Source organism: Haladaptatus sp. AB643 (assembly GCF_024136975.1).
Lineage (GTDB): Archaea > Halobacteriota > Halobacteria > Halobacteriales > Haladaptataceae > Haladaptatus.
Map to the genome: position 1 here is coordinate 277,724 of NZ_JAMYJW010000006.1, position 21,629 is coordinate 299,352.

The window sequence follows — 21,629 nt, forward strand, 5'->3', positions numbered from 1 at the left end:
AGTCTCATTATCTAATTTGAGATTTTACTAAAGTTTTATATTCGGCTAGTGTCTTGATTCGCCAACAATGGTTACGGACTCGCTTATCCGGGTTTTAAAGGACGTTCTCCGGGATACGGATTCATCTGGAGAGTCCCAAAAGCGTATCAAATTCGACGGAGGGGCACAAAATAGTGAGGTTACTGTCTCAAGTGATAACAAAATATCGATAGGTACTGTGACGGACGTGTACGGTGGGACGGGTGCTAGCGACGAACTGCAACAGGCACAAGCCCACCATCTGAACGGACTGTTTTCGAACAGTGAGGCGACGATTGCGGAAGCGCCTCGCCTCGGACGAGAACACGCGGAGGCGGGTGTTCCGGGGGCGACGTTCGCCGCGACGTACGGTGCCGCGTTCGAAACGATGGTAGAAGCGACCTTCGACCGACTCGACCACCGACTCGGCGACGGAAACGAAGCGGTTTCCGACGAACTCACACGAGCGGAGTCCGAACTCATAGACGCGATATGGGCAGGCGTTTCCGGCATGCAAGCCGGACTGGAGGCACACGAGTCCCTGCTCCCGGCCGAGGAAGACGAAGATGAGGACGAACTCAACGTCGACGACGAAGCGCTTCTCGACGGGATCGGTCTTCCGGTGTTCATGCTCAACGCGGACCACGAAGTCGTGGCGTGGAACAGTTCCCTCGAAGAACTGACCGGTACGCCGCGCCAGGAAGCCATCGGATCGACACGGGCGAGTACCGCGTTCTATCCCGACGGCCGCCGAAGTAAGACGCTCGCGGATAAGATCCTCGACGCTCCGGAGAACACACATCTCGAATTCGATGTCGACCGGGACGCCGACGACAATCAACTCTACCGCGACGAAAGTCAGATGGTGACACAAGACGGGGAAAACCGTCAGATCGCTTTCGCCGCCAAACCGCTCTATCAGGACGGGGAACTGATCGCCGTGGTTGAAACGGTGCACGACCGCACCGAGGACGTTCGTCGCCACGATAGCGTGAGGGGATTGGTCGAAGAACTCGGGAGTACCCTATCCGCCATGCGAGGTGGCGACCTCTCGGCTCGCGCCAACTACACCGACGAGTACGACGTTATCGACGATCGGCTCATCTCGGTGGTCGACCAAGTGAACGACATGGGTGAGCGGTTCGAACTGCTCACCGACCGAGTAGACGAGCAGGCGTCCGAACTCGCCGAATCGGTCGATAAAGCCTCGGGTTCAGCTCACACCATCGAGGAACGTGTGGAGGAACAGACGTCACTCCTTACCATCGTCGCTAATGAGATGGAGAATTTCAGCGCGAGCATGCAAGAGGTCGCCGCGAGCTCCGATCAAGTGGCTTCCGCCGCGGAGCAGGCGAAAGCGGCGGCCGACAGCGGTCTCGACTCCAGCGAGGGTGCGCGCGAGGCGACGGACGACGTCATCGAGATGAGCGACGACCTCGTGGAGACCGTCACCGAACTCGAATCACAGATGGCCGAGATCGAGGGCGTTATCGAGGTAATCGCCGAAGTCGCGGACCAGACGAACCTCCTCGCACTGAACGCCAACATCGAGGCTGCCCGTGCGGGAGACGCCGGGAGTGGGTTCGAAGTCGTCGCGGACGAGGTCAAGGAACTGGCGAACAAGACCCGCGAACACACCGAGGAAATCGCCGGTCGTATCGAGGACATCCAGTCACAAGCCAACGAAACCGTCGTCGCCGTCGAGGAATCGAACCAACAGGTTCGGTACGCAGGCGAGGAAATCGAGGACGCCCTCATCGCCCTCGAAGAGATCGCGGACGCCGTGGACGAGGCTGCGACCGGCGTGACCGAAGTCGCGGAGGCGAACGACGAACAGGCCGCTAACGTCGAACAAGTGATGGCGACCGTCGAGGACGTGCGCGATACGACCGAACAGGTCGAAGCCGCCACCGAGGATATCGTCGGGGCCAGCATGGAACAGACGACAGCGATCAGTGAACTCGTGGACCGCGTCGGCGATCTCACTGCAGGATCGAACTAACGACGACGATTTCCATCTCTCTCACTCATGAGTGAAGGCGAATACAAGATTACAGATACGCGAGGAAAGTTCCTCCAAGCGATGAAAGGCGGCCAAAAGCTGAAGGACGCCGCTTGGACGAGCGGACGCATTCTGCTCTCCAATCGACGGCTCGTTCTCGCCGGAAACGGAGGAAAACGATCGATTCCGCTCTCGAAAGTCAGCGGCATGAGCGGTCGGTATGACGTGAACCAGTCGGTCGCCAGTGTGTCCGACTACATCAGCTTGGAGTTCGACGGCGACGTGTTTCTCGTCTCCTCACAGCTCGAAATCGAGGAATTCGAGGCGAAACTGTACGGCGCGATGTTGAACCAGTCGATGATTCTCGTCAAGCACCCGGCGGTCAAAGGGGGCGTGGTGCAGAACACGGACTGGGAGCGTGCACGGGTGAAAATCGAGGTCGGCGAGGTCGGAATCGCGGTAGCCAGCGGCATCTTCATCCAACTCGAACTCGACGATATCGGGCAGGTCGATACCGCAAAACGAACCGTCGAAGGACAGACCAGAACCGTTCTCGAAGTCGAGCACTCCGAGGGGAGCACGAGCGTTCAAACGTACATCTCCGGGCAATCCCGGCGCTGTTCACTCCTCGGATCGCTCTTCCAGAAGGGCGAACAACAGAGCAAATCGGGAGCCGAGCTATCGGAGACCGAAAAAGAAGTTCTGATGGCGCTGTACACCGGTGTCTCATCGTTCGAGATCCCCGACTTCCTCGGTATGGACGTAGACAAAGTCGAGGAGATCTTCGAGCGACTCATCGAACTCGACGTCCTGGACGAAGTCAGAAAACGCCGTGAAGTGGGTTTGAAGACACGCGGGCGGAACATCGCCAGCGAGTTCATCAGCGAGAAATAACGCCCGTCCGAGCCTGCTGTTTATGCTTTTTATCCCTCGTGTAGCGTGACGTCGAGTTCACCATCGGTGACTTCGACGGTCATCATCGTCGCATCGACGTCCGGCCCGACACCAGTCGCGGACCCCGGATTCAACAGGCGAACCCCGTCGTGAACCGTGTCCTCGACCTGGTGGGTGTGGCCACCGATGCCGACCATGGGTTCGTCGGCCCGCGCTCGCGTCGTGTCGGCGATCGCGTTCAGCCAATCGTCGCGGTTCATGACGACACCCTCCGAACTGGACACCGCTCGCTCGACGGGGTTGATAATGCCGTGGAGCACGACGAACGTCAGGCCGTCGACTTCGACGGACGCGACCGGAGGGAGATCGATGTCGTTCGGGTCGGCGTTGCCGTAGACACCCGTCAGATCGGATGTCAGTGCCTGTACGTCGGCGAGTGCCTCCTCGGAGCCGAAGTCGCCAGCGTGGACGACGTGGTCGGCCGCCTCGATGTGCTCGCGGAACGCGTCGGGAATCCGCTCTGCTTGACCGGGGATGTGCATGTCGGAGAGGATCGCGACTTCCATACGGCCCCAGACGAATCGATCTGTTACCAATTTGTGAGATGGACGGAGAAATAAGGATACAGTGCCCACCACCGCTCACGTGTTCACTTTCTCGATACGGTCGCTGACGATCATCTTCGCCGGGGGGGTCAGCGAGAGGCCGTCGTTGGCCGGGTTTACCAGCCCTTTCTTCTCGATTTCGGTGAGCACCATCGATGCGCTTCCGGCGTCGATGCCGAGCGCGCCAGCGAGGTTGCCGCTGTTCGCGCCGGAGTAGATGGCGACGAGGGCTTCCATCTCCTGTTCGGTAACGTCGATCCGCTCCGCTTGTTGGGAGATCTCGGCGTATTCGAGACGCAGATATCGTCCAAGCAGATTGAGTTTGCGGTCGGCGGCGACGACGAATTCCGAGGTGACTGTCTGCCCGTTGTCGGCGTGGCGAATCGCGACGACGGTTCGCGTGGTCCCGCCGACGTCGCGGTCCTGTTTCTGGAAGTAACTCACGCCCGAGAGGTCGACCGCGAACGGGTCGGGGATTCCGAGAAATTCTACCGATCCGGACTGGATTCGAAGCTTTCCGGTCTCGAACCCCTGGTCGGTGACGCGCCCACCGACGCGTGCCGGGTGTTTCACCGTGACGGGCGTGCCGCTCAGGATGGCCTTGAAAAGGAAGACCTTGAACTTCCCGACGTTGTCGTTTTTGGCTTCGATGACGGCCGTGTGGCGACCATCGTCCGCTTCGTATGCGACGGTGACGGTATCCTGAAAGAACCCTTCGAGGTCGGACGGGACGTGGCCGACAGAGATGTCGAAGATCGAACGTAACGGTATCGTCGTCTTCGAGCCGCTCTCGGCCAACACGAGTCGTTTCTGGCTGAGGACAATTCGTCCACGAACCGGTTCCAGCGACTCCCGCGTGTCGAGGCTGAATCTTGCGACGAAATCGGCGATAACTGTTTCAGACATGGCGTTGCTCAACGATTCGCTTTCTCTTCCGTTTTCTGTGTGCTGGACTCATAAGTAATTTCTCATACATTTAAGAACGTTTGCACGACGACGCGAGTCACCCACGCGATGAGCGCACTCACCCACGTGAGCAACACGAAGTGCATGTACGCGTTCACTTTGTGCCCCCCATCGACGATACGAATCATGAGCGAGGAGAGCACCGAATTAAGCAGGATGATGATAACGAGCAGGTACTCTATCATCGGAATGTTGTACACTCCGGTGTGAATTATGGTCCCGATATTGAGTTGCGAGGTGTTCAGGTCGACGGACATCCCGGAGAGGATGGTGACGATTTCGAGACCGATGAAGAAGGCGAACGTCGACGCGGCGGTAATCCCGTAGAGGACACCGATGAGTGTCATCGTGGACTGTTGGCGCTGTTCGCGCAACTGCATCACTTCGTTCATGTTGCCGCTGATGAGTTCCCCGAGGTGCTTCGGTTCACCACCCATCTGTCTGCCGATGAGATACATCTCGCTGAACTTCTGGATGAGATACGAACGGGCATCGGCGGTGAAATGCCGCCACGCGAGCTCCGACTCGATTCGCATGCTCAATCGAATGTAGAGGTCGTTGATATCGGGCGTAAGTGCGCCGAAATCCTTCTTTCGGAGCGTTTCGAGCACGTTGGTGGTGGTGCTCTGTTTCGCCGTCTCGCTCGCACCCAATGCGCGGATGAAGTTCGTGAACTCGTCGTCGCGTTCCTTGACCTTGCTCTCCTCACGCCGGACGACCAAGCCGGGTAGTATGAGCGGCGTCGTCGGCAGCGCCGCGAAAATTGGGAGCGGAATCGAACTGGGGTCGACGGACGTGCGTCCGAGGAGGATGAGTAGGCAAATAGCGATGGAGATGACGGTCAGAACGATTCCGGCGATGACGCTGAGACGCACCTTCCGCTCGGACGCCGTCCGATCCTTCTGCTCCGGATGATACCAGACAGGGTCGTACGGTGCGGTCGTTTGAATCATAAACAGAAATCCCATCTGTACGAACGCGAACATAACGACGACCGCGCTGACCGTCATCGTCGGGTTCGTCCCCGACAGGATGGGAAGCACCGTCGCGAACACGAGTGCGAAGGTGACGGAGAGGATCATCGAAAGGTAGAGGTCCTTCATCACTTCGAGGTTCTGCAACGCGCCTTCGTAGATGGTGACGTAGTTCTGAATGACCACGTCCTGTTCGGAGGCCAGGAAATCCTGAATCGTCCCCCCCGCACCGATGGTGTAGGCGAGACGGTCGAAGAAGTCCGACAGCGGCTTGCTCGGGACTTTTCTTGCCCGGATTCGGAGCGCGTCGTCCAAACTCTGGTTCCACGTATCGACCAATTGGACGATCCGTTGCATTTCCAATGCAAGCTCCTTGTACTCCTTTTCCTCCGAGAGGACACGAAACACCTGCACTCGATCCATGTTCGCCGTCGAGAGGACGGTCATGTGGCTGATGAATAGGTGTAGTCTGTCCTCTATCTGTTTTTTCCGTCGGTCCCGCAACAGCTTCGGGTAGATGACTGCCGTCGTCAACCCGAGGATTCCAAGCAGTGGGATCGGCAGAGCGACGAGAGCCGGCAGGTGAACGGCGAAGACGATGGTGAGGCTGATGACGAAAAACACCGCTGCCGGAACGATGACGAGACCGATGTATCGGAACATCGGTATCTCCATCTGCTGGTAGGCCTCGATGGTCGAGGAAGCCGCGGAGCTGAGGAGTTGCTTCGCGTCCGTAGACTGTGCTTCTGCCATGTCAAATCGACCGATGGACGTCGAACGGAAGGCCATCGACGCCGTCGCGTTGGAAGGCTTCGATGACTTCGTTCACCTCGTGGTAGCCGAGGACGTTTTCTTCTATCATCCGTTCCATGATTCGTGCACGGAAGTCCAGTTCCTCGTAGATGTCTCGCGTGTTCTTGTAGCCCAGCAGCGTCGCGATCTGTTCTTCCAACACGTAGGAGTTGTTCATCCCCTGAAAGACGATTTCGTCCTCGACGGGATCCCAGTAGAACGCTTGGCGCGTCACTACGCCGCCCATGTCCTTCGAGTATCCCTCGATCTCCTGTACGCTCGTCACGCGGCGGAGGACTTTGTCGCCCTGCTTGACCCGATTCTGGAACAGCGCCACGTCGGCGTTGTCCATGAACGTCTCGGGGACGTTGATGGGGTCGCCGGTAAACCGCTGAATCATCGAAACGATATCGCTCGCGTGGAAGGTGAGCATCACGGGGTGGCCGGTCTGGGCCGCCTGAAACGCCATCCGACCCTCCGCACCACGAACCTCACCCACGATGATGTAGTCGGGGCGGGAACGCAGTGCTGCTGCGACGAGGTCGAACATGTCCACGTCGGCGCTGGCTTCGCTCTTCCCCTCGCGGGTGAGCAGTTGCTGCCACGTGTTGTGTGGCGGCAGCACCTCGGCGGTGTCCTCCGCGGTGTAAATCTTGTTGTCCCGGGGGATGAACGACAGGATGCAGTTGAGCGTCGTCGTCTTCCCGGACGCCGTCTCTCCGACGACGAACACCGTTTGTTCGTTCTCCAGACAGAGCCACAGGTAGGCCGCCAGTTGCGGCGACAGCGTTCCCCAATTCGTAATCTGGGCAACCGACAGTGGCGTACCTTCGGTCTGACGGATGGTGAGGCTCGGTCCCTTGATGCTCACGTCGTCGCTGTAGATGATGTTGATACGCGACCCGTCCGGAAGCGTCGAGTCCACGATGGGGTCCGAATCGGAAACCGGGTCCCCGATTCGTTCGCCCATGTTACGAAGCCAATTGTCGAAGTGATCGGTCGTTCCGAAATCGACGGTCGTCCCGAGCATGCCGTAGGTTCCGTGATCGACGTACGTCTCGTGGGGACCGATGACGTGAATGTCCTCGTTCGACGGGTCACGCATGATGGGTTCGAGCGGACCGAACCCGACGATATCCCGGTTTAGCCGATAGCGAATGTTCTCGTAGGTTTGACCGGAAACCTGGTACTTACCGATTCCGGAGAAATTCCGCAACTCCTCGACCACGTTGTTTTCACGGAGCTCCTGAATTCCGGCCTTCACGTCGTCGTAGGAGATACTACTGACGCGTCGTGCGAGGTCTTGGGGCGAGACGCTCTGAATCCGCTTTTGAATGTTCCGTGCGGAAACGCCGCTGATTCGTGTTCCGATGGTGTCGTTCGCCTCGCCGATTCGAACCGTCTCTTGGAGGAGTTCTTCGATCCTGTCGTCGTACTCCGATTCGCTCTCGGGCGCTGGTTTCGTGACGCTCTTTTCGAGAATCTTGTTTCGGACGTTCCAGAACAGGTCCTGTTCGGTGTCGCTCAAATCCGGTTCGATGGCGTAGTACTTCGTATCCCGACCGATATCTCCGTAGATGTGACAGTAGATGGGACCGCCCGCCGGATAGATGACGTTCGGTTTGTCCGCTTCCCATTCGCCCGACGGTTCTTCGATGAGTTTCGGGAATTCACCCGTGAACTGCTTGAAACGTTTCAAGTAGTCACGGAGGTGCGGACGGCGCATCGCGACCTCACGGAGGTTGTCTTCGATTTGGGTGGACCCATGTTCGGTCATTTTTTATGCGACGCTACGACTCTCGATGACGATACCAGCATCGGCGCGAACCGAGTATCCGATACTGTCACCGACCTGTTCTCCCATCCCGGCGAACCGCTTGACCGAGATGTTTCGACGCACGTCGTTTCCGACTTCGACCATCTGGAGTTCCATGAACACGTCCGCGATGGCCCGGAACGGTCCGATGGCATCCTCGTCAACCGTCGAAGGGTCGACGGTCAGAACGACGACCTTGCCCTGACTGACGAGGTCACGGAAGAACGAGATGATTTCGAGTGCGGCCTGTCGTTCCTCGTTCTGCCGGACCAGCGCCTCGAACGTCGGATCGTTGCGGAGAATCGCGTCGAACGTATCGATGATGACCACGTCCGCGTCCCACATGGCCTCCGCTTTCATCAACCGGTTCAGCAACTCCTTTCGCTGTCCGTCGTCCGTGCTCTCGCTCGGTGCTGTTATCTGGCGCGTTCCGGTATCCACGTCGGCGTGCAGGAACAACAGTCGCTCGTTCAAGAGATGTTCCTCGATGCCGTAGGATAGCGAATGCATCTGATCGATGAACCCACCCACCGTCAGTTCCGTCGAGAGCAACGTCACGCTGTGATCCGTCTCACAGAGGCCGTAACTGAACCGCTGGCTCAGTGCACTCTTACCTGCACCGTAATCCCCTTCCATGAGGACGATGGACCCTCGCGGGATGCCACCTCCGAGCTCGTTGTTCAGGCGGTCGTGTTCTTGCAAGCCGAGCGAGTAGAGATTGTTCGAACTCATGATCTAAACTCCAGCACCTCCGAGTCGCCGTTGACGATGACCTTCACGCGATGATCGTTTCCGGGCGGCAATTGAGTGCTTGGTGTGATTATAACACGTGCTACATTTCCGACGTCCCAGTAGGTTCCGTCGACGACTTTTACTGAGACATTCGATTGATACTTTCCGTCTATTAGTATATCAATCTGGTCGCTTGACCCCTTTAAATTCTCTGACCCAGTGTTCTTTATCAGCAGGGTAATATTTTTGTTGCCGCTTGCGTTATAAACGGCCCCACTGGCAGGATCGCTGATGATCTCGATATCCGTCCTGACGTTGTGACTGATGTCGATACTCCTGTCACCTAACGCACCGGACAGTCGTTGGATGCCCGTGCTGAACGTCCCGGCGACGCTCGCCGCGATGATGAGACTCGCGATGAACAGAATGAGGTGGGATGTGGAGACGCTCGCCACTCAGACCACCACCGTATCCGCAGGTCCAGGACCGGTCACGACTTTCACGCGCTTCGGACCCGTCGTGACGTTGATCCTGTAATGAAGGGACTCACCAGGGAGCCACAGTTCGGTGCCGTTGTTGCCGTCAACGTCACGTGCAGCGACTGATTTTTCGGAGATGTATACACCATCGACCAACACGTCGGTATCATTTACTTCAAGCGTGGTCGTTCCGGTATTGTTCACGGTTACGTTCAGGTATCCTGCGGAATAGTTCACTGTTGTGATATTAAGTCCGGTGTTTTGTTGTTCGAGGACGTGCTCAGACTGGGACGTTTGGGCGTCGTTGACCCGCTCGAAGCCGTTGTAGGCTGACGAGTAGAACATTCCAAAGCTGAGGAACATCGCCAGGAAGATGATGGCAGTGGAACCACTAACGCTGAAGCCCATTGCCCTCTCCCCGTATCCCTGCACAGTGGTCGACGACTTTTTGCTCGATCGCGTCTCCGGTAAGTTGGCTCATGAACGAGAGACTCCGAATGTGGTCGTCCACGCTGAGGGTGGCCGGTGTCGCGTCGGTGTCCACGTCCGACACGTCGGCAATCCCGCGAGCGAACCCGAGTAGTTGCTCCTCGACGGGTTCGCTTATCCAGTCTATGTCTTCGTAGTATCCGATGGTCCGAACGGCGTCCTCGGAGCCGAACTCCTCGACGAGGAACTCCAACCACTCCATCACGACGAGGTCCACGATGTAGCCCGCGGGGAGGGTGGCGAGATACGGTTTTTGCATGCCGTTTCGCATCGCCATCGTCGTCTCCGCCGCTTGGGATTCGTCCGTTTGAGTCGGTTCCTCGAACTCGAACTCGCCCGTATCGAGCGCTTCCGATGTCCCTTGTTCAGGCTCGGGTTCCGTCTCCGGCACCTCCTCAGGTTCGACGTCGAACTCGATTTCCGACTCCGCTTCGTCGGAGTCTCCCTCTTCGGCCCAGTCGGCTTCCCCGGATTCGTACTCGTCTTTGAGTTCTTGGAATGTCGAACCGCCCGCCTGTCCGTCGCTTTCGTCATCTTCCATCGCCTCGTCCGCTTCCATCTCGTCCATATCGTCCATCCCGATGTCGTCCATGTCGTCCTCCTCGATGTCGTCGAACGTATCATCGAAGAAGCTCTCGGCATCGGCATCAGCGACATCGTCGTCGAGGTCCTCCTCGTCGTCCTCTTCCTCTTCGTCGAAGAGGCCAAAACCGTCGTCACCGCCGCCACCGAACGCGTCGCCGCCGAGGCCACCGTTAGGGACGTCGTCAACGAACGGGTTGACGCCGCGCGTGACCATCTCGTAGATTTCGAGCAGTTTGCGGACGTTCTCCTCGACGTCGTCCACTTTCTCGCTTATCTGCTCGTTTTCGCTCCGAACGGTGCTGACCGTCGAGGCGATGTCTCCGACCTCGTTTTCGAGGTCTTGGAGGCGATTTTCGAGTTCTTGTGTCGAACCGCCGCCCATGTCGCCGAACCCGTCACCGCCCCCGTCGCCCCAATCGTCCATACCGCCGTCCATGCTGTCGTCCAAATCACCGAAGTCGTCACCACCGAGGTCATCATCGAACAGGTCGTCGTCGTTCGACTCCCCCTCGGCACTCTCGTCATCCTCCATGAAGTCCATGATTCCCATGGCACCCATGGCTACCGACCCACTCAGGAGCGGAGCGAGGTTGGGAGCAAGAGTTATAAGTCTCATTATGCACACCACCGAACGCCAGCACATTAATCTTCTGCCTGAGTTATCAAAATTGATACTATGATTGGACGCTCACATTTCGACGGTAGGCGGACGATATGTGGACAAAAATCATCCCCCAAACGATCTCTAAATACGATTTAGAGATTCGACTAATTATATTGATTTCTTATATATACGGAGACGTTTGTCTATCGGGTCATATTTTTCCTTCAGAACATCGGGTAGCGTTTCCGTTTTCCCGATAACGAGATACCCGCCCGTTCGAAGCGAGTCGGTGATCGTTTGGAGCATCGGCAGTTTGTGCTCGGCGTTGATGTAGATAAACAGGTTTCTGCACGAAACGAAATCGAAATCCGACTTCGAACGACCGTGAATCAGGTCGTGCCGCTCGAATTCGACCAGCCGTTTCACCCGATCCGGCACCCGAAACTCGGTATCGTCCCGCTGTACGAACCGCTCGTAACCCTCGAGCGGTTCGAGCTGCTCCGCGATGTCCGTCGTTCGAGTGCTCCGATACACTCCACGGCGTGCCTTCGCCAACACTTCGCGGTCGATATCGGTCGCCGTTATCCGTATCTTCGTCTCGTCGATCTCCGAATCCGCGAACGCGAGCAGCGCCAGCGAGTACGGTTCCCGTCCGTCCGAACACGCCGCACTCCAGAGTTTCACGTGACGCCCGGAGTCGGTCAGCGATCGCAGGACACGCCGAACTTCCGCCCACACGTCCGGGTTTCGGAAGAAACTCGTCACGTTGACGGATAGCGCATCGAGGAGTGCGGTTCGCTCGTCCGCGTCCGTTTCGAGTCGCTGTCGATAGCGATCGTAGGTTTCGATTCCCGTCCGACGCATGCGCGAGGATACCCGCCGATCGAGATACGAGGAATCGTAGTGGCTCGTCGCGAAGCCGAGTTCCGACTCGATGAACGAGAGCAGGGTGTCGAACGAGTTCAAATTCGGTTCACCCCTCGGTGGGTACTCTTGACGACGAGGACGGCCGTCCCCGTGTGCAGTTCGAGCGAGCGTCCGTGGTTTCCTCCCGTGTCCTCGCCGACGATGGGTATCCCCCGTTCGGCGAGCAATTCCTTGCTCGCCTCGACGTTTCGCGCTCCGACGTCCCGTCCGATCCCGGACAGATCGAGCATGTTGCTCCCGCCCGCGATCTTCGCCTCGATGGAGTCGGCGTTCGCTCCTTCATCGACCATCTCCGTGAGCATCCTCTCGATGGCCGTATCCACGAACTTCGCGTCGTCCCCGCCGGATTCGGGTGCGGAAGGGAGCATGACATGTGCGAGACCGGCGACGCCGCTGGACCGTTCGGACAGCGCGATGCCGAGACAGGATCCGAGTCCGGTCGTCGTGAGCCGTGTTTCGTGGGGTGTGACGGCGTAATCCGCGACACCGACCTTTATCGGACCACTCCCCCGATGCGACTCGCTGCGATACACCTTCATAATCGTCCTGCGCTGGTTTTTCGCTCCGCAGTCGCGTCGGAATCGAGCGACTCGAGTACGTCCCGGAGTTCCGATTCGTCCGGAAGCACGTACAGCGAGCAGTCGAACGGTTGGTCCGCCGCACGAATGGTCGCATCGGAAACGAACGCGAACTCCTGATCCTGCCCGAGATGGGCGACCAACGGATCCGCGATCGCACTGCCCATGTCGTAGGCGAACGTCGGCGGCGAGATGTCGATGGTCGTTTCGAGCGCGTTCGCCCAGCCATCGATGAAACTGCTCGCCATGATGTTGCCGAGTTCCTGAATGGCGTTTCGTTCCGCCTCGCTCAACTCATCTTCTTCCCCGTCGCCGGGAACCAACGCGCTAGCGACGCCGTGTGCGGACGATTCGTCGAACAGCATCAGGACGAACCCACCGGGGGTGTTTTCGAGTTGGATGACGACGCCGACGTACGTCGTATCACCCAGTGACTCCGGCACTTCCTGGACGGGAACGAAGCTGACGTGTGTGATATCGACCGTCGTTTCGATGCCCGTCATCGCCGTGATGTTCTCCGCGACGGTCGTCGCACCGCTTCGCGTCATCTCGTCGAAGTGCGAGAGGTTCTCCACCGAAACGGTTTCGCCTTCGGCGGCGAGCAGGGTATCGTACTCCCCGACTCCCGGCGAGAGGTGAACGCGGAACGAGATCGATTCGTCCACCGCACAGATCGAACTCGCAAAGACGAACGTTTCGTCCTCGTCGAGAAGCAGCGTCGGGTCGCCGTCCACGTACGTCGGCGGCGAGATGTCGATGGTCGTTCCGAGGTAGTCGGCCCACCCATCCACGAACCCGCCAGCCATCACGTTTCCGAGCTCCCGAAGGATGCTCTCGTCCATGTCCTCCATTCCGGGTGCGAGCGCGTCACGCATCCGCTCGACGCTTTTCGCAGGGAATGCGAACGCCGTCCGTCCACAAAGCCCGCCGTCCAGTTCGATGACGACGCCGACACACCCACCACCGTCGTTCGTCTCGGTGTCCGAGCGAACGTACGTCCGCGTAACGTCCACGAACGTCTCTATTTCAGTCATCGCCGACAGGTGTGCGGCCGCCCGTTCTGCCCCCTCGTGTGCCATTCTGTTTGCCGCTTCGAGCTTTCTGATATCGATTTCCATCTCAAACCTCTATCTTGCGCATCATCCGAACCAGTTGTTCGAGTTCGGGGAACGTGTACACCTTCACTTCCACGTTCGAATCCGGTACCCGTACCCGCGAGTCGAGCACCATCGCGACGTCGTCATCTCGATGGCCGACCAGCGACTCGACGGTTCGGCTCGCCGGGCCGTACGTGAACGTCGGCGTCGAAAAGTCGATGGTCGTCCGGAGAACGTTCGCCCAGCCGTCGATGAATCCGCTGGTCATGATGTTGCCGATCTCCTGAACGGCGGATTTTTCCATGTTGCTGAAGCCTTTCTCCGCGGGGTCACCCATTCCACCCATCATGCCGTGGGCGAGCTGTTTTGCGCTTCCAACCGAAAACAGAAACAGGATGTATCCGTAGGGCTGCTCGACGAGTTCGATGTGAATCCCGACTTGCTTTTCGTGGCCCATGTGGTTGCGGATATCGCGGATGTCGATGAAGTTCGTCTTGGTTATCTCCATCTCCGTCTGCATTCCCGTCATCTGATTCAGATGGTTTGCCACCGTGTTCGCACCCTGCTTTGCCATCCTGTTGAACAGGCTCAACTTCCGAATGTCTATCTGCAAACTCATTATAAACTCTCCACGTCGAGGATAGTCACCACGTCGCCTTCACCGAGCACTGCCGCCCCGGAGAGACCCGGAATCCCGGACAGGATTCCTTCGAACGGCTTGACGACGACCTCTTCCTGTCTGCTCACTGCATCGCAGTGAATCGCGACCTGTCGCTCCGACTCGTTGACCCGAACGAGCATCCCGTCTCCGTTTTTGGTTTCGCCGGGGACGTCGAGCGCTTGTCCGAGACGGATGAGCGGATACACCGTGTCGTCGTGCGTAACGACCTCCTCGCCTTCGATGTGTTTTACTGCACCCATCCGTCGAATCTCGTCCACGTTCTTGATGGGGATCCCGTACTCTTCCTCACCCGACTCCACGAACAGCACTTTGACGATGGCGACCGTGACGGGGAGCGAGAGGCTGATGGCCGTGCCGCCACCGAGTTCACTCTCGACGCTGATATCGCCGTCGAGGCGCTTGATGGTGTTTTTGACGACGTCCATACCGACGCCGCGACCGCTCACGTCGGTGATCTCCTCGTTCGTCGAGAAGCCCGCGTGGAAGATGAGTTCGTAGGCCTCCTCGTCCGAAAGCGCGTCCGCCTCACCCCGCGTCAGGATGTTCTTGCTCACCGCCTTCGACCGGATGGTGTCGGCGTCGATACCGGCACCGTCGTCCGCCACTTCGATGGTGACGCGGTCGCGTTCGCGCATGCCACGCAGGTGAATCGTCCCGGTGCGTGATTTCCCGTTCGCCTCACGCTCCTCCGGGGGTTCGATGCCGTGGTCGACGGCGTTCCGGAGGAGGTGCATGAGCGGGTCGCTGATCTCGTTCAGGATGGTGCGGTCGAGTTCGATGCTCTTTCCTTCCATCACGAAGTCGATCTCCTTCTCCTGTGTGCGCGAGAGGTCGCGCACCAGCCGCGGGAACTTGTCCACGATCTTCTTGAGCGGCACGAGCCGCATATCCATGACCGTGTCCTGCAAGCTGGTCGTTATCTTGTCGAGTTCGTCCAGGTTGTCCGATGCGCTTCCTAGTTCTCCCTGTTCGATCGACCGTCGAAGTTTGATACGGCTGGTGACGAGTTGTTCGACCAACCCGTGCAGGTCGTCCAACTGATCAACGTTGACGCGAATCGACTGGATTTCGTCCACCGGCGTGGCGGTATCCGACTCGTCGGCTCCGGTTGCGGGTTCCGTCCCCGTCGGTTCACTCGCCGATTCAGCTTTCCCGACCGCTTTCGGATCGGACGCCGAATCGACCGTCTTCCCTACCGCTCCGGCAGGGTCGGGCACCGCGTGGGTCACGTCGGTGACGTGGTGGATTCGACCTTCGACGCACCGTCGATGACCTCCGAGACGTGTTCCTCCTCGCCGTCCGTAACGAACAGGTCGAAGCCGTCGTCGTAGTCGCCTTCGTCGATGGTTTCGACGGGCGGGACCGCACCGAGCAGATCGAGCTTCTCGGTCACCTCGCCGAGAACGAACATCGCATCGACGCCTTTCATCTGCGAGTCACCCATCTCCACTCGGGCGTGGAACACCGGGTCGACTCCGGCCAGCACCGACGGGTCGTCGAGTCGTTCGAGGATCGTTTCGGCACCGGTTTCTGCTGCCTCGTCGGTCGACTCAGGTTTTACCTCGTCGGAGACGGTACTCGCCCCCGCCAACGTCGCGCGAATGTCCTGGATGGTCGCGCTCGGGTCGGTTTTCGATTCGCCGTGTGCCTCGATTTCGGCGAGAATGACTTCGATTTTGTCCACGCCGGCGAAGACGTGGTCCATGATTTCGGGCGTGACTCCCATCCTCCCCTGTCGAATTTCGTCCAACAGATCCTCGATGGCGTGAGCCAAATCGCTTCCACTCTGGAATCCCATCGCCGCGAAGTTTCCTTTCAGCGTGTGTGCCGTCCGGAAGATGGAATCCATCGCTTCCTCGTCGTTCGGGTCGTTCTCCAGTTCGAGCAGCGAGTTGTTCAGTTCCGTTATGTTCTCTTCGCTTTCACGAATGAAATCCTGTATGTATTCATCCATATCGAATCACGTCGGTTTGCGTACGGTCGAAAGTATTCCACGGGCGACTTCGTCGGCCGGAAGCACCGTATCGACACACCCGGTTTCGATCGCCCGTGCGGGGATGCCGAACACGGAACAGGTCGCTTCGTCCTGTGCGATGGTCCGGCCACCGGCCGTTTTGATGGCTTCCACGCCGACCGCACCGTCCGCACCCATGCCGGTGAGGACGACGGCGGTCAGCGGGTCGGTGATCGCCGCGGCGGCGGACTCCATCGTCACGTCGATCGCCGGACGGACGCCGTGTCGCACCTCGTCCTGCGTGAGTCGAACGCGGAGCCTCCCTTTCGCGTAGTTCGAGACCTCCATGTGGTAGTCCCCCCGCGCAACGAGTGCCTGTCCGGCGCCGATTCGGTCGCCGTCGGTGGCCTCCTTTACGTCGTACTCGGTTCGGTTGTCGAGTCGCTTTGCGAATCGAGTGGTAAAGCTGTCCGGCATGTGCTGGACGATGAGAATCCGGAGTTGTGCCGAGCGGGGAAGCCCCGCGAGAACGCTTTCGACGACGCGTGGACCGCCCGTCGATGCGCCGATGACGACCGTCGCGTTCTCGACGTAGGAATCGTCCAGATTCGCGGGGGACGCCATCGTGTTGTCCGGTACGCTGACGGAAACGTCCGCCTTAACGACGGACCGGACCTTCGCGACGAGGGCGTCCTTGTGTGCGGAGATTCCGGTGGACACTTCCCCACCTGGTTTCGCCAACACGTCGATCGCCCCTCGATCGAGGGCTTCGAACGTCGCTTCCGCCCCCTCCTCGGTATGTGCTGAAAGCATGAGAATCGGGGTCGGCGACCGTTCCATGATCTCCTCGACGGCCTCGATACCGTTCATCTTCGGCATCTCGACGTCCATCGTCACCACGTCGGGTTCGTGTTCGGCGACGACCGAGACGGCCTCCTCGCCGTTCGACGCCTGTGCGACGACGTCGATGCCGTCCGATTCGAGAACGTCGGTGATAACCGTCCGCATGAAATGCGAGTCGTCGACGACGACCGCCCGCGTCATGCTGAGATTACGTCGTCGATGGCTTCCATCACGCTGGGCTTCTGAAACGGCTTCGTGATGTAGCCATCCGCGCCCGCCTTGATCGCCCTCTTCATTTTCTCTTCCTGCCCGATACTCGTACACATGATGACGTTCGCCACCGAATCGTACTGCTTGATTTCAGTCGTCGCCTCGATGCCGTCTCGAATCGGCATCACGATGTCCATCATCACGAAGTCCGGCTGTTTTTCTTTGTACAGTTCGACCGCTTCGACGCCGTTTTCGGCTTCGTCCGCGATCTCGAAATTCTCTTCCAGAATCTCACGCAGGAGGTTTCGCATGAATTCTGAGTCATCGACAATTAGTACGTCATTCACCATTCAAGTTTCACTATCGAGAGTTTTTGAAAGGGGGCAAAATAAATGCTCCCCTGTGATTATCACAGTTGAGGATTTCTTCAGAAAGTTAATTCAGACTGTTAATCATTTTGTCAATGTCCACCCATATCACGAGATCGAGCTCGTCATCGTCGCCGTTCGGCTTCTTGATGATACCACGTGAGATCTGATCACGGATTCCACGCGTGTCGAGGTTCTCCAATTCGTCGTTGGCGTCTATCCTCTCCGGTGCGTGTGTGGTCACGTCGAGCACCTCGTCCACTCGAATTCCGATCTTCTGTTTGTCGTCGGGGCGGTCCAAGACGAGAACGTCGTCACCTCGCTCGCCGGTTTCGACGCTGAGAAACTCCTTCGGATCGATGATGGCCGTCGTCTCACCGCGAAGGTCCATGACGCCCTCGATGGAGTTCGGCGTTCGTGGAATCCGCGTCACCTTCTTCACTTCGACGATGCTGTCTACCTGTTCGATATCGATGGCGCAAACGTCCTCGCCGAGTCGAAATTCGACGACTTGGGTCTCTTCGTTCGATGGTTCCTGTTCCTGAACGCTCATAGTCAGTTACTGGATACATCGAACGATAGAACATAAAACCCACTCCTCGCTATCACGGCGGAGAATGACTACTCGACGTCCGGCGGAAAGACGACGCCGTTCGCGTCCTGAATCGCCTGAAAGAGGTCCGCGATACTGTCGTCCGGTGAGAGGTCGTGTGTATCGAGCAGACCACGAAGACAGCGTGGCGAGTAGCGAACCCGGATGTTCGACTCCATCAGGAGGATGCCGAGGACGTCCTCGACGGCTGTCCCCTTATCCACCTGCTGAGCGTACCACAGGAGGAGGCTGTCGAAAACGGTCCCCACGTCGTCCGAAAACATCTGTTGGTGGCTGATGGAATCTTCCGATTTCGCGCTGATGTGAAACCCGTATCGGGACGTCACGTCCGCCAAATCCGCTTCCAGCCATTGACGAACGTCGCGCGAGTTGATTTCCGAAGTCGTGGCCGGTGACGAGGGGTCCGTGTTCGATGCCATCGACCCATCCTCGACGTCCGATTCGGGTTCGATGGCGGGAGGGGTATCCGTGGAGGGCGATGATTCGGACGACGGTGACGGGTCGACTGCTGGAGTCGTATCGCCATTCGCGTTTCCGGTCGTCACTTCCGTCGGTTCGTCGGGGACCGATGGGCGTCCGGATGCACCGATGACGAACCGTCCATCGTCCAGCGTAACGACGTTCTCACTCTCCTCGATGTCGAGTTCCTCCGGCGAGATGACTTTCCTCGACTCGCGGTTGGATTCGTCTCGCGCTGGATTCATTGGTCAAGACTACCACCGCTCTTCACATAAAATCACCGGCAATTCCCGACAGTGAGAACACATCTCTTCAAACGGACTCCTCCAATGGTTTTCGACAATCGTCGTGGGGTAATTTTATTATCGTCGAATGTTTCGAACCGGATACTACCATGAGCATCGAAACGACACCGATCGCACCGTTGCCCGATGAACTCGATTCACCGCGTTCCAAACTCGTTTACCTCTCGCTTTCGACGACGGGTGGCGCGACCCTCGACGAACTACAGAACGGCCTCGACCTGCCGAAAATCACGCTGTACACGGTCATCCGGTCGCTCCGCGAACGTGGTCTCGTGAACCAAGACGGCGAGTCGCTGACGCTCGCCGCTTGAGGGTCGTTCGAACGGTCTTCGCATCGACTCCCGACTGTCTTCAAACGACCTTCGAACCGACTTCGAACTGACTTCGAATCTCCGTCGTCCGGTTTTCCCGACTACTTTCACTTTCGCTCCGCTAGGCTGTCTTTCATTATCCGATCGGACATGGTGAACATATGAACATCGAAGTCGAAACGGACGAGTCGGCGGTACGACCGTGGAATTCGGCGGACGTGTCCGGATTGTCCGCCAGCGAAGTCGAGGAGTACGTTCAAACTGCGACCGAGGACGGCGCCGTCCATTTCGAGCGAAAGGGCGGTCGAACGTTCGTCGTCATCGGCGAGTAGTTCCGCAACGCAGTTGCACGTTCGCTTCGAACTCGACCCATGCTCGAATCCGGACAAACAGCACCATCGTTCGAACTGCCGAATCAGGACGGAGATCAGGTCTCGCTTGCGGATTTCGATACCACCGTCGTCGTGTATTTTTACCCCCGCGCCGACACGCCGGGATGCACCACCGAGGCCTGTGGCTTCCGCGATTCGTGGGAGGAGTTCGAAGCGCGCGACGTGCCGGTTCTCGGCATCAGCGACGACCCCGTCTCGGACCTCGCGAAGTTCCGGGAGAAGTACGACCTGCCGTTCGACCTCCTGAGTGACGAGTCCGGCGACGTCGCCTCGGCGTACGATTCGTACGGCGAGAAACGGATGTTCGGGAACACGTTCGACGGCGTCTTCCGCAACACGTTCGTCGTCGGTTCCGACGGCACCGTCGAGGCCGTTTTCGAGGACGTTTCGCCCGACGGACACGCCGACGAGATACTTGCTGCCCTATGACCTACGTATCCCATCCCGTCCGTGCCATGCGCGACGACCCGTTCCCCGACGAATCGGCGACGCTCCTGCTTCGACTCGCCGAGGGAACCGATTCCGAGTCGGTCGCCGCTCGCATCACGGACCTCGGTGGCGAGGTCGATGCGGAACTGGAATTCGAAACGCTTCGTGTCGTCGTTCCGGAACCGATCGTGGCGGACATCTGTGAACTCGACGGACTCGACGCGGTCGAAACGGACGCAACAATTCAAATCGGAGGAGGGGACGCCGGTGAAGACGTGGAGTTAAACGATTCTTAAGCGTCTGCATAGACGATCGCCGTTCGATGACCCTTGTCATCTTTCGGAGAGTTTTCTGGAGCGTCTCGAAATTCCCCTTCGCTTTCTTCGCTGTAAGGGCGAGTGCGACCCAGTATTTCGACGCCCAATCGACGCCGACGTATGTCGTCATACCTCGACAACCGAACCGGCCGTTACAATATTTGTCAGTCGAGCGAGACGGCGGTTCCGAACGCTTTGATGTTTATCATGCCGCCCTGTCCGCCGAGCGCTTCGTCGGTGACGTCGAGCGCGACGACCGCATCCGCGCCGACCGATTTCGCTTCCTCGACCAACTCGTCGAGGGCGGTTTCCTGATTTGCTTCGAGCGTTTTCTCCCACGAACCGGAGCGCCCGCCGACGATGTCGCGGAGGCCACCCGCGATGTCCTTTCCGATGTTTCGCCCCGGCGTCACGTCCGCGACGACCACGCCGTGATGGGCCGTGATTTCACGTCCCGGCACCTCGTGACTCGTCGTGAGCAATACCTCGTCGTCGCTGTAACTGAACGCTGTCATCGACGGTGATTTTCAGCCGCTATTCATAACTTTTCTGTTATTTGTCCGATGTGTCGGCCGCCGCCTTTTGGAGAGTTTCGTACTCCTCGTCGCTGTAGGCGATGAGACGAACGTCTTCGAGGGAGTTCGGGTCGAATCGCCGGATTTCCTCGCAGATGATCTCACCTCCCTCCTCCACGCCAAATCCCGCGATGCCACAGCCGAGGGCCGGAAGTACCATCGATTTGGCTTCCCGCTCGTCGGCTTCACGGAGCGCGTTCCGCGTCGCGTCACGGATGCTCTCCCGGGTGGCCTCGCCGTCCCCATAGTGGGGCATGGCCGCGGCGTGAACGACGAACTCCGCATCGAGTTCGTACGCGTCGGTGACCGCGACGGCACCGAGTTCGACCGGTCCTTTCCGCATCGCTTCGTCGTTTATCGGTCCGTCGGCACCGCGCCGGAGAGCCCCGGCGACGCCGCTCCCCATTCGAAGGCTGGTTCCGGCGGCGTTGACGAGTGCATCCGCTCGCTGTGCTGCGATGTCTCCTCGAACGACGGTGAACTCCATACCCCCGGTAGGACGGGGACGAACAAAATTATCGGGTCAGTCGTCCTGCTCTTCGAGATACGTCACTTCGACCATCAGATCCGGATGGTCAGCGTTCGGGTAGCGAAACGACCACGCTCGGTCGAA

At 58.6% G+C, this 21,629-nt stretch carries 24 protein-coding genes and 1 pseudogene; 6 read left to right on the forward strand and 19 right to left on the reverse strand.

The window, feature by feature from the left end; genetic code table 11:
• Window positions 1–217: 217 nt before the first annotated feature.
• Together NKF25_RS14370 and NKF25_RS14375 are read left to right on the forward strand one after the other, a co-directional pair.
• On the forward strand, window positions 218–2,020 hold the full coding sequence (locus tag NKF25_RS14370) for a methyl-accepting chemotaxis protein (protein WP_253227335.1): 1,803 nt from the start codon (window positions 218–220) through the stop codon (window positions 2,018–2,020).
• A 27-nt stretch (window positions 2,021–2,047) separates the two neighbouring features.
• The gene (locus NKF25_RS14375; protein WP_253227336.1) at window positions 2,048–2,914 is read left to right on the forward strand and encodes a CheF family chemotaxis protein; all 867 of its coding nucleotides are present in this window, start codon (window positions 2,048–2,050) and stop codon (window positions 2,912–2,914) included.
• A 29-nt stretch (window positions 2,915–2,943) separates the two neighbouring features.
• Here NKF25_RS14375 and NKF25_RS14380 read toward each other — a convergent pair whose 3' ends face one another.
• From NKF25_RS14380 to NKF25_RS14460, 17 genes and pseudogenes are all read right to left on the reverse strand, one after another.
• The gene (locus NKF25_RS14380; protein WP_253227337.1) at window positions 2,944–3,480 is read right to left on the reverse strand and encodes a metallophosphoesterase family protein; all 537 of its coding nucleotides are present in this window, start codon (window positions 3,478–3,480) and stop codon (window positions 2,944–2,946) included.
• Window positions 3,481–3,555: 75 nt separating this feature from the next.
• Window positions 3,556–4,425 carry a CheF family chemotaxis protein gene (locus tag NKF25_RS14385; RefSeq protein WP_253227338.1) on the reverse strand — a complete coding sequence of 290 codons (870 nt, stop codon included), beginning with the start codon at window positions 4,423–4,425 and terminating at the stop codon, window positions 3,556–3,558.
• A 62-nt stretch (window positions 4,426–4,487) separates the two neighbouring features.
• A complete protein-coding gene (gene flaJ / locus NKF25_RS14390) occupies window positions 4,488–6,212 on the reverse strand; it encodes an archaellar assembly protein FlaJ (protein ID WP_253227339.1) in 1,725 nt (574 codons plus the stop codon).
• Between the two features lies 1 nt (window position 6,213).
• Window positions 6,214–8,028 (reverse strand): type II/IV secretion system ATPase subunit, encoded by a 1,815-nt coding sequence (locus NKF25_RS14395; RefSeq protein ID WP_253227340.1) that lies wholly within the window; start codon window positions 8,026–8,028, stop codon window positions 6,214–6,216.
• Window positions 8,029–8,031: 3 nt separating this feature from the next.
• Complete coding sequence (locus NKF25_RS14400) at window positions 8,032–8,799, reverse strand: ATPase domain-containing protein (protein WP_253227341.1); 768 nt, start codon at window positions 8,797–8,799, stop codon at window positions 8,032–8,034.
• A complete protein-coding gene (locus NKF25_RS14405; RefSeq protein WP_253227342.1) occupies window positions 8,796–9,254 on the reverse strand; it encodes a flagellar protein G in 459 nt (152 codons plus the stop codon). The genes NKF25_RS14400 and NKF25_RS14405 overlap by 4 nt, the downstream gene beginning before the upstream one ends.
• Window positions 9,255–9,686 carry a fla cluster protein FlaF gene (locus NKF25_RS14410; protein WP_253227343.1) on the reverse strand — a complete coding sequence of 144 codons (432 nt, stop codon included), beginning with the start codon at window positions 9,684–9,686 and terminating at the stop codon, window positions 9,255–9,257.
• Window positions 9,670–10,968, reverse strand: a complete 1,299-nt coding sequence (locus NKF25_RS14415; RefSeq protein WP_253227344.1) for a FlaD/FlaE family flagellar protein — start codon at window positions 10,966–10,968, stop codon at window positions 9,670–9,672. The genes NKF25_RS14410 and NKF25_RS14415 overlap by 17 nt, the downstream gene beginning before the upstream one ends.
• Before the next feature lie 156 nt (window positions 10,969–11,124).
• Entirely contained in the window at window positions 11,125–11,922 is a 798-nt protein-coding gene (locus tag NKF25_RS14420) for a protein-glutamate O-methyltransferase CheR (RefSeq protein WP_253227345.1), read from the reverse strand.
• On the reverse strand, window positions 11,919–12,422 hold the full coding sequence (locus NKF25_RS14425; protein ID WP_253227346.1) for a chemotaxis protein CheD: 504 nt from the start codon (window positions 12,420–12,422) through the stop codon (window positions 11,919–11,921). Before NKF25_RS14425 ends, NKF25_RS14420 begins: the two co-directional genes overlap by 4 nt.
• Window positions 12,419–13,540: a chemotaxis protein CheC gene (locus NKF25_RS14430; RefSeq protein ID WP_253227347.1), complete on the reverse strand. Its 1,122-nt coding sequence runs from the start codon at window positions 13,538–13,540 to the stop codon at window positions 12,419–12,421. The genes NKF25_RS14425 and NKF25_RS14430 overlap by 4 nt, the downstream gene beginning before the upstream one ends.
• A gap of 40 nt (window positions 13,541–13,580) precedes the next feature.
• A complete protein-coding gene (locus tag NKF25_RS14435) occupies window positions 13,581–14,177 on the reverse strand; it encodes a chemotaxis protein CheC (protein WP_253227348.1) in 597 nt (198 codons plus the stop codon).
• Window positions 14,177–16,194, reverse strand: a pseudogene (gene cheA, locus NKF25_RS14440) (chemotaxis protein CheA). Before cheA ends, NKF25_RS14435 begins: the two are co-directional and overlap by 1 nt.
• Before the next feature lie 6 nt (window positions 16,195–16,200).
• Window positions 16,201–17,238 carry a chemotaxis response regulator protein-glutamate methylesterase gene (locus tag NKF25_RS14445; protein WP_253227349.1) on the reverse strand — a complete coding sequence of 346 codons (1,038 nt, stop codon included), beginning with the start codon at window positions 17,236–17,238 and terminating at the stop codon, window positions 16,201–16,203.
• Window positions 17,235–17,597, reverse strand: coding sequence for a chemotaxis protein CheY (gene cheY, locus NKF25_RS14450; protein ID WP_253227350.1), 363 nt, complete (start codon window positions 17,595–17,597; stop codon window positions 17,235–17,237). The genes NKF25_RS14445 and cheY overlap by 4 nt, the downstream gene beginning before the upstream one ends.
• Window positions 17,598–17,682: 85 nt before the next feature.
• Window positions 17,683–18,168 carry a chemotaxis protein CheW gene (locus tag NKF25_RS14455; protein ID WP_253227351.1) on the reverse strand — a complete coding sequence of 162 codons (486 nt, stop codon included), beginning with the start codon at window positions 18,166–18,168 and terminating at the stop codon, window positions 17,683–17,685.
• A gap of 68 nt (window positions 18,169–18,236) precedes the next feature.
• Entirely contained in the window at window positions 18,237–18,932 is a 696-nt protein-coding gene (locus NKF25_RS14460; protein WP_253227352.1) for a hypothetical protein, read from the reverse strand.
• 149 nt (window positions 18,933–19,081) lie between these two features.
• On the opposite strand from NKF25_RS14460, the gene NKF25_RS14465 reads away from it, so the two are divergent.
• The 4 genes from NKF25_RS14465 (at window position 19,082) to NKF25_RS14480 (ending at window position 20,420) form a co-directional block, all read left to right on the forward strand.
• Window positions 19,082–19,303: a helix-turn-helix domain-containing protein gene (locus NKF25_RS14465; protein WP_253227353.1), complete on the forward strand. Its 222-nt coding sequence runs from the start codon at window positions 19,082–19,084 to the stop codon at window positions 19,301–19,303.
• Between the two features lie 161 nt (window positions 19,304–19,464).
• Window positions 19,465–19,635 (forward strand): hypothetical protein, encoded by a 171-nt coding sequence (locus tag NKF25_RS14470; protein ID WP_253227354.1) that lies wholly within the window; start codon window positions 19,465–19,467, stop codon window positions 19,633–19,635.
• 39 nt (window positions 19,636–19,674) lie between these two features.
• Window positions 19,675–20,124, forward strand: a complete 450-nt coding sequence (gene bcp / locus NKF25_RS14475; protein WP_253227355.1) for a thioredoxin-dependent thiol peroxidase — start codon at window positions 19,675–19,677, stop codon at window positions 20,122–20,124.
• Window positions 20,121–20,420: a nucleotidyltransferase domain-containing protein gene (locus NKF25_RS14480; RefSeq protein WP_253227356.1), complete on the forward strand. Its 300-nt coding sequence runs from the start codon at window positions 20,121–20,123 to the stop codon at window positions 20,418–20,420. The genes bcp and NKF25_RS14480 overlap by 4 nt, the downstream gene beginning before the upstream one ends.
• A 185-nt stretch (window positions 20,421–20,605) precedes the next feature.
• Here NKF25_RS14480 and NKF25_RS14485 read toward each other — a convergent pair whose 3' ends face one another.
• Together NKF25_RS14485 and NKF25_RS14490 are read right to left on the reverse strand one after the other, a co-directional pair.
• Window positions 20,606–20,956 carry a YbjQ family protein gene (locus NKF25_RS14485; protein WP_253227357.1) on the reverse strand — a complete coding sequence of 117 codons (351 nt, stop codon included), beginning with the start codon at window positions 20,954–20,956 and terminating at the stop codon, window positions 20,606–20,608.
• Between the two features lie 37 nt (window positions 20,957–20,993).
• Window positions 20,994–21,503 (reverse strand): macro domain-containing protein, encoded by a 510-nt coding sequence (locus NKF25_RS14490; RefSeq protein WP_253227358.1) that lies wholly within the window; start codon window positions 21,501–21,503, stop codon window positions 20,994–20,996.
• Window positions 21,504–21,629: the final 126 nt, after the last annotated feature.

Excerpts from the sequence above, each read along its gene's own strand:
- NKF25_RS14375 (WP_253227336.1), top strand. The coding sequence starts at position 2,048 with ATGAGTGAAGGCGAATACAAGATTACAGATACGCGAGGAAAGTTCCTC.
- NKF25_RS14380 (WP_253227337.1), bottom strand. The coding sequence starts at position 3,480 with ATGGAAGTCGCGATCCTCTCCGACATGCACATCCCCGGTCAAGCAGAG.
- NKF25_RS14385 (WP_253227338.1), bottom strand. The coding sequence starts at position 4,425 with ATGTCTGAAACAGTTATCGCCGATTTCGTCGCAAGATTCAGCCTCGAC.
- flaJ (WP_253227339.1), bottom strand. The coding sequence starts at position 6,212 with ATGGCAGAAGCACAGTCTACGGACGCGAAGCAACTCCTCAGCTCCGCG.
- NKF25_RS14395 (WP_253227340.1), bottom strand. The coding sequence starts at position 8,028 with ATGACCGAACATGGGTCCACCCAAATCGAAGACAACCTCCGTGAGGTC.
- NKF25_RS14400 (WP_253227341.1), bottom strand. The coding sequence starts at position 8,799 with ATGAGTTCGAACAATCTCTACTCGCTCGGCTTGCAAGAACACGACCGC.
- NKF25_RS14410 (WP_253227343.1), bottom strand. The coding sequence starts at position 9,686 with ATGGGCTTCAGCGTTAGTGGTTCCACTGCCATCATCTTCCTGGCGATG.
- NKF25_RS14415 (WP_253227344.1), bottom strand. The coding sequence starts at position 10,968 with ATGAGACTTATAACTCTTGCTCCCAACCTCGCTCCGCTCCTGAGTGGG.
- NKF25_RS14425 (WP_253227346.1), bottom strand. The coding sequence starts at position 12,422 with ATGAAGGTGTATCGCAGCGAGTCGCATCGGGGGAGTGGTCCGATAAAG.
- NKF25_RS14430 (WP_253227347.1), bottom strand. The coding sequence starts at position 13,540 with ATGGCACACGAGGGGGCAGAACGGGCGGCCGCACACCTGTCGGCGATG.
- NKF25_RS14435 (WP_253227348.1), bottom strand. The coding sequence starts at position 14,177 with ATGAGTTTGCAGATAGACATTCGGAAGTTGAGCCTGTTCAACAGGATG.
- NKF25_RS14445 (WP_253227349.1), bottom strand. The coding sequence starts at position 17,238 with ATGACGCGGGCGGTCGTCGTCGACGACTCGCATTTCATGCGGACGGTT.
- cheY (WP_253227350.1), bottom strand. The coding sequence starts at position 17,597 with ATGGTGAATGACGTACTAATTGTCGATGACTCAGAATTCATGCGAAAC.
- NKF25_RS14455 (WP_253227351.1), bottom strand. The coding sequence starts at position 18,168 with ATGAGCGTTCAGGAACAGGAACCATCGAACGAAGAGACCCAAGTCGTC.
- NKF25_RS14460 (WP_253227352.1), bottom strand. The coding sequence starts at position 18,932 with ATGAATCCAGCGCGAGACGAATCCAACCGCGAGTCGAGGAAAGTCATC.
- NKF25_RS14465 (WP_253227353.1), top strand. The coding sequence starts at position 19,082 with ATGAGCATCGAAACGACACCGATCGCACCGTTGCCCGATGAACTCGAT.
- NKF25_RS14470 (WP_253227354.1), top strand. The coding sequence starts at position 19,465 with ATGAACATCGAAGTCGAAACGGACGAGTCGGCGGTACGACCGTGGAAT.
- bcp (WP_253227355.1), top strand. The coding sequence starts at position 19,675 with ATGCTCGAATCCGGACAAACAGCACCATCGTTCGAACTGCCGAATCAG.
- NKF25_RS14480 (WP_253227356.1), top strand. The coding sequence starts at position 20,121 with ATGACCTACGTATCCCATCCCGTCCGTGCCATGCGCGACGACCCGTTC.
- NKF25_RS14485 (WP_253227357.1), bottom strand. The coding sequence starts at position 20,956 with ATGACAGCGTTCAGTTACAGCGACGACGAGGTATTGCTCACGACGAGT.
- NKF25_RS14490 (WP_253227358.1), bottom strand. The coding sequence starts at position 21,503 with ATGGAGTTCACCGTCGTTCGAGGAGACATCGCAGCACAGCGAGCGGAT.